This window comes from Caballeronia fortuita (assembly GCF_001544835.2).
In the GTDB taxonomy this organism is placed as follows: Bacteria; Pseudomonadota; Gammaproteobacteria; order Burkholderiales; family Burkholderiaceae; genus Caballeronia; species Caballeronia fortuita.
Genome location: NZ_FCNX02000015.1, coordinates 120,221 through 132,932, shown reverse-complemented (window position 1 = coordinate 132,932; position 12,712 = coordinate 120,221). Strand labels below are relative to the sequence as shown.

The window sequence follows — 12,712 nt, the reverse complement described above, 5'->3', positions numbered from 1 at the left end:
CCATGCGAGCAGATCGGCTTAACGGCGATGCTAGCGCGTCTGCCGTTTTCGTTCGCTTCGACTCGTGCCGTCCCGCGGCGCGATCGAATGCGCTTTAATCCGCTCATCTCATGATCGTCGTAAGCCTCTTGTTCGACCGCGCACCGGGCGCGCTCGCCAATCATCGCGCCTATGCTCGCGCGCTCACCTATCGCCATGAAGCACTGGATCTGTCCGATCTGTCAGGCAGCGACGACGCCACCCGGTGGGCTTATAAATATGAAGCGCTTTCGCGCTGTCTCAATCAGGCTGCGAACAATGAAATCATCCTGTTATTGAGCGAAAACGCAGCGATTCTCCGCACGGTAGACCTGCCCTCGCTGATGGCCGGTCGTGACTGGCTCGTGACCTGTTCGGAATCTGACCAGGCGCAGACCGATGTTCTCATTTTCCGCAACACCGAATCCGTCCGGACACGGATCGCAGAACTGGTCAGGCGCTGCCGCTACGGCATCGAGCAGCCATTGCAAGAAGGCGAATTGCTGCGGGATTTTCCTGCCTGCCCGCAGCAATATTGCGTGGGCGATGTGATGGTCGTCGTGCCGGCCGCCACCAACACGCAGACAGTCTGGGCAAACTGGAATGCGTTCTCGCTCAGCTTCCGCGATGAGAAGCAACACCGGCGTTATCGGGCGGCTGTGTTCGAGCACATCAACGAATGCCGCGCGCGCGGGCTGCCTTATCTCTCACTCGTCGACACCGGCGTGCGCGAAACGTCTGGCCACAGCGTATATCAGCCGAACCGCGCCATCGCCGTCGTTACGCTGTATACGCCGAACGTCGCGCAGTACGGGCGCATCGCCGAGGCGAACTTCAGGCGCTACTGCGAGCGCCACGGCTACACACTCTATGTTCACCGTGAGATTCCCGCGCAACTCAACGACGGGAAGGCAACGGGAAACTGGCACAAAGCCGCCTTGTTACGCGAATACCTTCCGAATCATCAATGGGTGTTCTGGCTCGACGCGGACGTGCTCATCAACGACATGAACCGGCGCCTCGAACCGCTAACGCACGAATGCGATACCGTGTTCGCGCGCGACGTGGGAACATGGGATTTCAACTCCGGCATCATGGGATTCCAGCGCAATCAGCACAACTACGACGCGCTGGCACGCGTCATAGATGAGTGCGGAAAGCTGGAAGACAAGTCAAAAGTCTACGCGAGCCGCGGCGATCAGCACTACTTCATCCGCGCATTCGAAACGATGCCGGAATACGATCCCACGCGCTTCTTCGGTTTCATCGATCTGAACACGCCCTGGATATACCGCCGCCCGGACAGTTTCATGGTCCATTATCTCGGGATGTGGGAAGACAACCGCGCGCTAGTGATGGACTATGATCTACGGCATGCCGCGATGGAATGACGCGCCCGGCTCCCCGTTCCCCGAATCGACGTTAAGATGTCTCACCGGGCGCCGCGTGCGCCTGCAACCAAAACGCCACAAAGACCGCCGATCATTGAAGGAACGCGCAGGACGCAATCCTGCGCGTTCCCGCACTTCCCCGCACGCCCGACGCTCGACCGATCCTCTCACTTTCGCAAGGAGAAGCCATTGAACGACGACGTCACTCGCACGACCGCTCCCGAAACGCCGCTCGACCCCGATCTCCTCGCGAAAATCGACGCGTACTGGCGAGCCTGCAACTATCTGTCGGTCGGCATGATCTACCTGCGCGCCAATCCGCTGCTGCGCGAACCGCTCAAGCCCGAGCACATCAAGCGGCGTCTGCTCGGTCACTGGGGATCGGACCCTGGTCAGTCGTTCGTGTGGGTGCATCTGAACCGGCTCATCAAACGCGACGATCTCAACGTGCTGTTCGTCTCCGGCCCTGGCCACGGCGCGCCCGCGACGCTCGCCAATTCGTGGCTCGAAGGCCACTATTCGGACATCTATCCCGATCGCAGCGCCGACGAGCGCGGCATGCTGCGGCTCTTTCGCGCGTTTTCATCGCCGGGCGGGATCGGCTCGCATTGCACGCCGGAAACGCCGGGATCGATCCATGAAGGCGGCGAACTCGGCTACAGCCTGTCGCATTCGTTCGGCGCGGCGTTCGACAATCCCGACCTGATCGTCGCGGCGGTCGTCGGCGATGGCGAAGCGGAAACCGGCCCGCTCGCCACGTCCTGGCATTCGAACAAGTTCCTCAATCCCGCGACCGACGGCGCCGTGCTGCCGATCCTCCATCTGAACGGCTACAAGATCGCGAATCCGACGATCCTCGCGCGCATTCCACACGACGAGCTCGAAGCGCTGTTCAAGGGCTACGGCTACGTGCCGCATTTCGTCGAAGGCGACGAGCCCGAAACGATGCATCAGCGCATGGCCGCGACGCTCGAACGCTGCATCGACGACATCCGCGCGATTCAGGCGAACGCGCGCGCTCATCGAAACGGCGCTGACGACATCGCGCGCCCGCGCTGGCCGATGATCGTTCTGCGCACGCCCAAAGGCTGGACCGGACCGAAGGAAGTCGACGGTCACAAGGTCGAGAATTTCTGGCGCTCGCATCAGGTGCCGATCGCCGATCCCGCGAGCAACTATCGCAGTCTCGCGCTGCTCGAAGAATGGCTGCGCAGCTACCGGCCCGAAGAATTGTTCGATGAAGACGGCCGCCTGATCGAAGTCTGCGCGCGCTCGCGCCCGAAGGCACGCGCCGCATCAGCGCGAATCCGCATGCCAACGGCGGCGCACTGCGCCAGTCGCTCGATCTGCCCGATATCCGCGATTACGCGTTCGAGTTCAAACGCGCGGCAAGCGTGTATCAATCACCGACGGCCGTGCTCGCCACGTTTCTGCGCGACGTGATCCGCCGCAACATGACGCGCTTCCGTCTCTTCGGCCCGGACGAAACCGCGAGCAACAAGCTCGACGGCGTGTACGAGGCGTCGGGCAAGCGCTGGCTGGCACAGACGCTGCCCGAGGACGAAGACGGCGGCGCGCTTTCCATCGATGGCCGCGTGATGGAAATGCTGTCGGAGCACACGCTCGAAGGCTGGTTCGAAGGCTATGTGCTCACCGGCCGGCACGGACTTTTCGCCACTTACGAAGCCTTCGTGCACGTGATCGATTCGATGTTCAACCAGCACGCGAAGTGGCTCGAAAAATCGAAGACCGAACTCGACTGGCGCGCGCCGGTGCCGTCGATCAACCTGCTCATCACGTCGCTCGTATGGCGGCAGGATCACAACGGCTTCACGCATCAGGACCCCGGTTTTCTCGATGTCGTCACGAACAAGAGTCCGGGAGTCGTGCGTATCTATCTGCCGCCGGATGCTAACTGCCTGTTGAGCGTCGCGGATCATTGCCTGCGCTCGCACGATTACGTGAACGTGATCGTCGCGGACAAGCAGCCGCATCTGCAATACCTGAACATGCAGGACGCGATGGTGCATTGCGCGAAGGGCATCGGCATATGGGACTGGGCGTCGACGGATCAGGGCGCGGAGCCGGACGTCGTGATCGCCTGCGCGGGCGATATTGCGACGATGGAGGCGCTCGCCGCCGTCGAAATCCTGAAGGCGAATTGTGCCGATCTGAAGATCCGCTTCGTGAATGTCGTCGATCTCTTCAGGCTGATGCCGGATACGGAGCATCCGCATGGTTTGTCGCATCGCGATTTCGATTCGATTTTCACGCGCGACAAGCCAGTGATCTTCAACTTCCACTCGTATGCATCGCTCGTGCACAAGCTTACGTACAACCGCACGAATCACGCAAACATGCACGTTCACGGTTATCGCGAGCGCGGCAACATCAACACACCGTTCGAACTCGCGATCATCAACGGCGTGGATCGCTACACGCTCGCGATCGACGTGATCGACCGCGTGCCGCGCATCGCGAGCAGCGGCGCGCATACGAAGGAATGGCTCAAGAATCAGATCATCGAGAGCGTGCGGTATGCGCACGAAGAAGGCATCGACCGCGACGAGATTCGCGACTGGACGTGGAAAGATTGATGCGCGATTGAATGCGGCATGCAAGATGCCATCTGGTCGAATGAATGCAAAACGCCAGATGCAAAAGGCAAAAAGCGCCCGGAGAAATGTATCTGCCGGGCGCTTTTGCGTTTCAGATCGTCGGACGTTCAGGCTTTGCGCTCCGAATGATCCTTCTGCCTGAGCGACTGCGGCAAGCCGAACAGCAGCAACAGCGCGCACAGCACGCTCATCGCGCCGATCGCATACAGCGCGGGCGTCGTGCTGCCCATCGTGTCGCGGATGCGGCCGACCATCACCGGGCTCACGATGCCGCCTAGTTGCCCGAGCGTGTTGATGAGCGCGATGCCGCCTGCCGCGCCCGCGCCGGTCAAGAGCTTCGGCGGCAGCGCCCAGAACGCCGGGATCGATGCGATCACGCCCGCGCCCATCACGCCTAGCGCGGCGATCAGAAGCGTCGTCTGCTTGTCGAAGACGCCCGCCGCGAAGAAGCCCGCCGCCGCCATCACGAGCAGCATCGCGACGAATTTGCGGCGCTCGCCCGAACGATCAGACATACGGCCGACGACGATCATGCACACCGCGCCGCAGATATACGGCACCGCCGTGAGCAGACCGATGATCGTCGGATTTTGCGTGCCCGCCGCGCGGATCAGATGCGGCGCCCAGAAGTTGAGGCCATACGACGCGATCTGGATCAGGAAGTAGATCAGGCCGAGCATCAGGAAACCGGGCGTCTTGATCGCGCCGAAGAGCGAATGGCCGGTTTCCGTATGCTGACTTTGCGTCGAGATCTGGCTCTTCAGCGTCGTCTTCTCGGCGCTCGTGAGCCACGCGGCGTCATCGACGCGATCTTTCAAGACGTTGAGCACGAGAATGCCGAGCAGCACGCACGGCAACCCGCCGAGCAGGAACAGCCAGTGCCATCCCGCGATGCCCGCCACGCCGTTCAGATGCCCGAGCACGAGACCCGACAGCGGTGCGCCGAAGAGACCCGAGAACGCCGACGCGAGAAACAGCATCGACGTGATGCGCCCGCGATAGCTCGCCGGAAACCAAAGCGTCAGGTAGTACAGCACGCCCGGCGCGAAACCCGCTTCCATCGCGCCGATGATGAAGCGCAGCCCGTAGAACTGCCATTCCGTCTGCACGAAGACCATGAGCGCGGTCGCGATGCCCCATGAAATCATGATGCGCGCGATCCAGCGGCGCGCGCCGACCTTGTAGAGCAGCATGTTGCTCGGCACTTCGAAGAGCACATAGCCGATCACGAAAAGACTCGCGCCGAGACCGTAGGCGGTATCGGACAGACCGAGCGAGCTTTGCATCTGAAACTTCGCGAAGCTGATGTTGATGCGGTCGAAGAACGCGAAGAAATAGCACAGCATGATGAGCGGCATGAGCCGCAACGCCACCTTGCGAATGATGTCCGAGGTGTTCGCGCTGACTTGCGGCTCATCGGCCGCGTTCGCACTGAGATCGCTCATGTTTGTCTCCAATATAGTTTTGGTGTCTTGACTCAGATGGTTTTCACGTAATCGGGCGCCGCATGCAGATCGCAATTGCGTCCCGCCTTCGCCACTTGTCCCGACACCTCATGTCCGACGAGCGCAGGCAACGTGCGCGACAACACGATCAGCTTTTGCAGATCGATGCCCGTCGAGATGCCCATCTCGTCGCACATGTTCACGAGGTCTTCGGTGCAGATGTTTCCCGATGCGCCCGGCGCGAAAGGACAGCCGCCGAGACCGCCGAGCGCAGCATCGAAACGGCGCGCGCCGGCATCGTAGGCGGCGAGGACGTTGGCGAGGCCCAGGCCGCGCGTGTTGTGGAAGTGCAGCGTGAGTTCGGCGGCGGGGACATGTTCGAGCACGCGCGCGACGAGCCGCGCGACCTGACGCGGATTCGCCATGCCCGTCGTGTCTGCGAGCGTGATGCCGTCGATGCCCATCTCGCGATATGTCCGTGCAATCGACACCACGCGCTCTTCGTCGATGCGTCCTTCGAACGGGCAGCCGAATGCGGTCGCGACCGTCGCGTTCAGCGATATCGAGTGCGATACCTTGTCCGAAGCGAGCCGCACGATATCGCCGAAACCAGCCAGCGACGATGCGCAACTCATGCGCATGTTCGCGCGGTTATGCGTCTCGCTTGCGGACATCACGAGGTTCAGTTCATCGGCGCCAGCGGCGAGCGCGCGCTCGGCGCCCTTCACGTTCGGCACGAGCGCGACATAGATCACGCCTCGCCCGCGCCGGATGCCGTTGAAGACCGCCTCGCCATCGCGCAGCGCGGGTATCGCCCTGGGCGACACGAACGAGCCCGCCTCGATGCGCGTGAAGCCGCACGCCGACAGCGCGTCGATCAGCGCGATTTTGTCTTCGGTCTCGATCCATTGCTTTTCGATCTGCAATCCGTCGCGCGGCGCGACTTCCTGCACGATCAGTGGTTCTTTGTATTCGTAATTCATTGCACCGCTCCTTCGGCGCGCAGCCGTTTTACGTCGTCCGCGGCGAAGCCGAGCGATTCGAGCACCGCTTGCGTGTGCTCGCCGAGCGCCGGGCCTTGCCAGTGCACTTGGCCCGGCGTGTCGGAGAGCTTCGGCACGATGCCCGGCATCTTCACCGATGCGCCGCCCGGCAGATTCGCCTGCAACAGCATGTCGCGCGCTTGGTAGTGCGCGTCGTTCACGATATCCGCGACCGAATAGATGCGGCCCGACGGCACGTCCTCGCGCTCGAGCGTCGCGAGGACGTCGTCCATCGAGTGATGCGAGGTCCATGCGGTGATCGCTTCGTCGAGCATCGCACTGTGCCGCACGCGGCCGTCGTTGCGGGCGAGCGCGGGATCGTCGGCGAGATCGGGCCGGCCGATCACGTTCATCAGGCGCCTGTAGATCGGATCGCTGTTGCCCGCGATCACGACGAAGCCGCCGTCTTCCGTGCGATACGTGTTCGACGGCGCGATACCCGGCAGGGCCCCGCCGCTGCGCTCGCGCACATGGCCTAGCAGGTCGTATTCGGGCACGAGGCTTTCCATCAGGTTGAAGACGCTTTCGACGAGCGAGACATCGACCACCTGGCCATCGCCCTGACCGGTCTTCACGCGCAACACCGACATCAGCGCGCCGATCACGCCGTGCAGCGACGCGAGCGAATCGCCGAGACTCACGCCGACGCGCGCCGGCAGCCCTTCGGCGTCGCCGGTCGTGTAGCGGATGCCGCCCATCGCCTCGCCGATCGCGCCGAAGCCCGGACGGTCGCGATACGGACCCGTCTGGCCGTAGCCGGAGATGCGGACCATCGTGAGCTTAGGGTTTATTGCATGCAAAATATCCCAGCCGAGGCCGAGCTTTTCGAGCGCGCCCGGACGCATGTTTTCGATGACGATGTCGGCATCGGCGGAAAGACGCTTGATGACGTCCACACCCTCGGGCGACTTGAGGTTCACGCACACCGACTTCTTGTTGCGCGATTGCAGATACCACCAGAGCGACGTGCCCTCGTGGAGCTTGCGCCATTTGCGCAGGGGATCGCCGCTTTCGGGCGCTTCGATCTTGATGACTTCCGCGCCGAATTCGGCCAGCATGCGCGCCGCGAAAGGCGCGGCGATCAGCGTGCCGATTTCGATGACGCGAATGCCCTGAAGAGGTCCGCTCATGCTGCCTGTCTCCTACGATGTGTTTTTCGATGGAAACAAGCTTATTGGCGAACGCTCGGACGCGTCCAACCGCATTTCGGCAAGCATCGTTCGCCAAACGCGAACGCTCACCGGTTTTTTGAATGTTAAATGCGAGATTCCACGGTCCGAAGATGGTCGAACAGGAGCCGGCTGACGGGCGAGAGCGCGTCCGAATCCCGCACGACGATGACGAGACTGCGCGCGGCCCATTCATCGTCGAGCGCGACTGCCGCGAGGCCGAGCTGGCGGCCCATCGCTTCGAAGACCTGCATCGGCAGCACGCCGACGCCCATGCCCGCCTGCACCATGCGGCACACGGCATCGAAGCCGGGCACGTGGATGCGCAGCCGCAGCGCGCGCCCCGCCTGACGCGCCGCGAGATGCGTGCGCTGATTGATCGAGCTCGCCGAATGCAGCCCGATGTGATCGAAGTCGAGTGTTTCCGCGAACGCGACGCGCTCGCGCTTCGCCAGCGCATGATCGCCGGGCATGACGAGCGCGAGCCGGTCGTGACGGTAGTGCGCGGTTTCGAGCCCGCGCGTATCGGCATCGCCGGAACAGATACCGAGATCGACGAGACTGTCCGCCACGCCTTCCACGATGCCGCCGCTCGGGCGCTCTTCGAGATCGATCTTGATCTGCTCGTGCACGGACGAAAACGCGCGCAGGTCTTCCGGCAGGAATTCGACGATCGCGGAAAGATTCGCCATCATCCGCACATAGCCGCGCACGCCGCTCGCGTGTTCCGCAAGCTCGATGCCGATATTCTCGACATCGCGCAGCACGCGACGCGCATGATGGAGCAGCGTTTCGCCCGCCGGCGTCAGCGCCATGCCGCGGGCCTTGCGCTCGAAAAGCACCGCGCCCACGGCCTGTTCCAGTTCGAGCAGACGCTTGCTCGCCGCCGATACCGCGATCGCCTCGCGCTCGGCCGCGCGCGTGAGCGTGCCTTCCTCGAAGACGGCCAGAAAGAGTTGCAGCGTCGTGAGATCGAGCCGCCGGAGCAGGTTGCGCGTGGCCATCAGCGTGCGTATTTGAACGTGCCTTGCGCGCTTGCGATCATCAAGTGATCGTCGATCCACGCCTCGCCGCGCGCGAAGAACACGGAACGTCCCTGGCGTTCTAGGAAGCCCTTTGCGACAACCTTGTCGCCGATGCCGCGATCGAGATAATTCACCGTCAGCGACAACGTGAATCCATGCACGGGCGTTGTGTCCGCCGTGAAGAGGCCCGCGTAGCCACACGGCGCGTCGAGCAGCGTGGCGATCGCGCCGCCTTGCAGAATGCGTTGCCGGTTCAGATGGCCGGCGTGTATCGGCATCGTGAATTCGGCGTATCCGGCGCGCCACTCCGTGAATATTGCGCCGAGCGCTTCGAGAAACGGATTGTCCAGATCCAGGTTCGCCACCTGTGCTCCTGAGATGCCTGCATTGCGAGCGATTGTGCCATCGGTGCGCGCGGGCTGCCGGGCAAAGCGAACGTGATTCGAACACGTCAGAAATGCAAAACCCGCACGCGGCGGGTCCGATTTGCACACTTGAGATTTACGACGAACTCCGGTCGACTACTGTTTAGTAACGCACACAAACATTCGCTATTCGCGTTCATGACGCCTCGTCATGAATTGCGCGGCTACGCATTCTTGTGCGCGTTTATATGGGCCGTGACAAACCGTGTCACGCGCGCAACACATCGCACTAAACGACGTCAGTTATATCCACGAATCACACAGGAATTTTTTTCTTCCTCCGTCTTCGCGAAACGTCCGCAAATTTCGGCGACATATTCGGGTTCCGCGGCAACCTGACTGGAACGGTGCGACACGGAAACACTCGTGTCTGGCGGCAGTTCGCCGTCGTCGATCCAGGCATAGTAATGCGCGCTCGTATTCGCTTCCATGTTAAGTCTCCTTGTCTAATAAGACGCGAAAAAGCGTTTTGACGATTCCAGAATGCGCTTATCCGAAGCGGCTGGCCCTAGTGGATTTCATTGATGGACGCCGCCCGCCGGCATGACGATGATAATAGGAATGCCCGTTCGAAACGCATACCGAACCGGTTTCAATCCGCTCGTTTATTTAGTAGCGAAAAAAATGCCCGGTGCGGGACCGGGCAATCTTTGCAAATTCCCTTTCTGCAAACGGGAATTCGCAGTCCTATATCAGTTATACGACGCGGTTATACGACGTTTTTCTCGACGATCGGCCGGCCTTCCAGCACGCGCGTCCAGTCGAGCGGCGATAAATCGAGCGTCTCGTAGCGCCCTCGCAAAATCAGTTCACTTACACCACGGCCCGTCGCGGGGCCTTGTTGCAGGCCGTGTCCGCTGAAACCGTTCGCGAAAATGCAGTTATCGACATCCGGGTGACGGCCGATGATCGCGTTCTGGTCAAGCACGTTGTACTCGTAATAGCCGGACCAGCAACGCTCCACGCGCAACGCCTCGAATCCCGGTACGCGATGCGCGAGCGTCGGCCAGATCACGTCGTCGAAAAGTGCGTGATCGACCTCGTCGAGCGGCAGGTTGTCGGGATCGTTGTCGGCGGCGGGCGACGTGCCGCAGATATACGTGCGCCCTTCTGGACGGAAGTAGACGCCGCTTGGATCGATCAGCAAGGGCGCGCGTTCGAGCTTCGCCGGCGACGACACGTTGAAGATGCTGCGCCGCCGCGCAAACACCGGAATGTCGATGCCGAGCATCGCCGCGATCCGGCGCGACCACGCGCCCGCCGCGTTCACGACGACATCGCATGGATACGTCTCGCCGTTGGACGCGCGCACCGCGCTCGCACGCGGCCCTTCACGCTCGATCCCGACAACTTCCGTGGTCACGTAGCGCGCGCCGAGCGATTGCGCCTTGCGGCGCAGCGCCTGCACGAGACCGTAGCCGTCAAACCAGCCTTCGCCGCTTTCGCCGAACGCGCCCGCCGCGAGATCGTCCGTGTTGAGCCACGGAAAGCGCGCGTTCAATTGCGCGGCGTCGAGCAGGCTGATGTCCGCGCCGAGCTCGCGCTGCAATGCGTGATTCTCGCGCAGCGTCGATACGCCCGCCGCGGTCGCAAGAAAGAGATAGCCGCCTTCGTGCAGATCGATCGACGGGCGCTCGCCGTTCACTTCGAGCCGCTCGCCGATCGAGCGCAGAAAATCGATGCCGAAGAGCGACATGCGCACCGAAAGCGGCGTCGAGAACTGCTGCCGGATCGACGCCGCCGACAGTGCGGACGACGACCGCGCGTAAGTCGGATCGCGCTCGATCACCGTGACCAGCACCGTCGGATCCGACGCGCGCAGAAAATACGCGACCGAGCTGCCGATCACGCCGCCACCTACGATCACCACTTGAGAAGCCAACGCCGCCTCCATTCGCCGGTTTGCATACAACGGACAAAACGCACAATGCACGATGGCATGCGTAATGCAAAACGCAAAATGCCAACGCGGCGCGCAGAACGCTGGCGCGCCTGGGCCGCCTCAATCGCGGGAAAGCCTGTCAGCCGAGATTGAAGTCGATGCCTTGCGCGAGCGGCAATTCCGACGAGTAGTTGATCGTGTTGGTCGCGCGGCGCATGTAGGCTTTCCATGCATCCGAGCCCGATTCGCGGCCGCCGCCGGTTTCCTTCTCGCCGCCAAACGCGCCGCCTATCTCCGCGCCGCTCGGCCCGATGTTCACATTGGCGATGCCGCAATCGCTGCCCGATGCGGACAGAAAGCGCTCGGCCTCGCGCAGATCGGTGGTGAACGCGCACGAGGACAAACCATGCGCGGCGGCGTTGTTGGCGGCGATGGCTTCGTCGAAATCGGAATAGCGCATCACGTAGAGAATCGGCGCAAAGGTTTCCTTCAGCACGACTTCCGTTTGCGACGGCATCTCCACGAGCGCCGGGCGCACGTAATAGCCGTTTTCATGACCCTTCACGGTGACGCGCTCGCCGCCCGTCACCTTGCCGCCTTCGCCTTTCGCCTGTTCCAGCGCGTCCTGCATGCGCGCGAACGCCTGGACGTCGATGAGCGGGCCCATCAGCACGCCCTGCTCCAGCGGATTGCCGACGGGCACTTTCGCGTAGAGATCTTTGAGGCGCGCGACGGTTTCGTCGTAGACGCTGTCGTGCACGAACAGGCGCCGCAGCGACGTGCAGCGCTGCCCCGCCGTGCCGACCGCCGAAAACAGGATGCCGCGCAGCGCGAGATCGCGATTGGCCGTCTGCGACACGATGCCCGCGTTGTTTCCGCCGAGTTCGAGGATCGAGCGGCCGAAGCGCTCCGCGACCGCGACGCCGACCTTGCGGCCCATTTCCGTGCTGCCCGTGGCGCTGACGATATCCGAGCGCTTGTCCGCGACGAGCGCCGCGCCGACCTCGCGTCCGCCGATGATGACCGATGCAAGACCGGCGGGCGCGGAGCCGAATTCATCGATGGCATCGCGCAGAATGCGATCGACCGCGAGCGCGGTGAGCGGCGTCTTCTCGGACGGCTTCCACACGACCGCGTTGCCGCAGACGAGCGCGAGCGCCGCATTCCACGACCACACCGCGACCGGAAAATTGAACGCGGAAATGATCGTGCACACGCCGAACGGATGCCACGTCTCCGCCATGCGATGCCCGGGGCGTTCGGAGGCGATCGTCAGACCGTACAACTGGCGCGAGAGGCCGACGGCGAAGTCGCAGATATCGATCATTTCCTGCACTTCGCCCAGCCCTTCCTGAAGAATCTTGCCCGCTTCGAGCGACACGAGCCGGCCGAGCGCCTCCTTCTTTTCGCGCAGGCGATTGCCGAGCAGCCGCACGAGCTCGCCCCGGCGCGGCGCGGGCACGTTGCGCCAGGCGGCGAACGCGGTGCGGGCCGAGGCAAGCGCGGCGTCGACGTCGGCGGTGGTGTTCTGCTTCACCCGGCCGATGACTTCGCCGGTGATCGGCGAAGTGACGGCGATGTCGCCATCGGCGACGAGGCTCGCGATGCCGAGGTCGGAAAGAATCGATTGCGTGTTCACGGAGAGTCCTTTCGAAACGGGTTCGTTCTTCGGAGCGAAGTTTCTGATAAGAAACTT

9 protein-coding genes and 1 pseudogene are annotated in these 12,712 nt (G+C 62.6%); 2 read left to right on the top strand and 8 right to left on the bottom strand.

Translation table 11 applies throughout. From position 1 onward, the window contains the following. Positions 1-110: 110 nt before the first annotated feature. Entirely contained in the window at positions 111-1,409 is a 1,299-nt protein-coding gene (locus tag AWB77_RS26075; RefSeq protein ID WP_061137343.1) for a glycosyltransferase family protein, read from the top strand. A gap of 189 nt (positions 1,410-1,598) precedes the next feature. Beyond that, positions 1,599-4,006, top strand: a pseudogene (locus tag AWB77_RS26070) (phosphoketolase family protein). A 128-nt stretch (positions 4,007-4,134) separates the two neighbouring features. Here AWB77_RS26070 and AWB77_RS26065 read toward each other — a convergent pair. The 8 genes from AWB77_RS26065 to amaB form a co-directional block, all read right to left on the bottom strand. Further along, complete coding sequence (locus AWB77_RS26065) at positions 4,135-5,472, bottom strand: MFS transporter (protein WP_061137342.1); 1,338 nt, start codon at positions 5,470-5,472, stop codon at positions 4,135-4,137. Positions 5,473-5,504: 32 nt separating this feature from the next. Beyond that, positions 5,505-6,455, bottom strand: a complete 951-nt coding sequence (locus AWB77_RS26060; protein WP_061137341.1) for a hydroxymethylglutaryl-CoA lyase — start codon at positions 6,453-6,455, stop codon at positions 5,505-5,507. Next, positions 6,452-7,645 carry a CaiB/BaiF CoA transferase family protein gene (locus tag AWB77_RS26055; protein WP_061137340.1) on the bottom strand — a complete coding sequence of 398 codons (1,194 nt, stop codon included), beginning with the start codon at positions 7,643-7,645 and terminating at the stop codon, positions 6,452-6,454. Before AWB77_RS26055 ends, AWB77_RS26060 begins: the two co-directional genes overlap by 4 nt. 125 nt (positions 7,646-7,770) lie before the next feature. Beyond that, the gene (locus AWB77_RS26050) at positions 7,771-8,688 is read right to left on the bottom strand and encodes a LysR family transcriptional regulator (RefSeq protein ID WP_061137339.1); all 918 of its coding nucleotides are present in this window, start codon (positions 8,686-8,688) and stop codon (positions 7,771-7,773) included. Next, positions 8,688-9,074: a PaaI family thioesterase gene (locus AWB77_RS26045; protein ID WP_061137338.1), complete on the bottom strand. Its 387-nt coding sequence runs from the start codon at positions 9,072-9,074 to the stop codon at positions 8,688-8,690. Before AWB77_RS26045 ends, AWB77_RS26050 begins: the two co-directional genes overlap by 1 nt. A 299-nt stretch (positions 9,075-9,373) precedes the next feature. Then, positions 9,374-9,565 carry a hypothetical protein gene (locus tag AWB77_RS26040; RefSeq protein WP_061137337.1) on the bottom strand — a complete coding sequence of 64 codons (192 nt, stop codon included), beginning with the start codon at positions 9,563-9,565 and terminating at the stop codon, positions 9,374-9,376. 278 nt (positions 9,566-9,843) lie between these two features. Continuing rightward, positions 9,844-11,016: an NAD(P)/FAD-dependent oxidoreductase gene (locus tag AWB77_RS26035; protein WP_061137419.1), complete on the bottom strand. Its 1,173-nt coding sequence runs from the start codon at positions 11,014-11,016 to the stop codon at positions 9,844-9,846. A gap of 139 nt (positions 11,017-11,155) precedes the next feature. Further along, entirely contained in the window at positions 11,156-12,655 is a 1,500-nt protein-coding gene (amaB, locus tag AWB77_RS26030) for an L-piperidine-6-carboxylate dehydrogenase (protein ID WP_061137336.1), read from the bottom strand. Between the last annotated feature and the right edge of the window lie 57 nt (positions 12,656-12,712).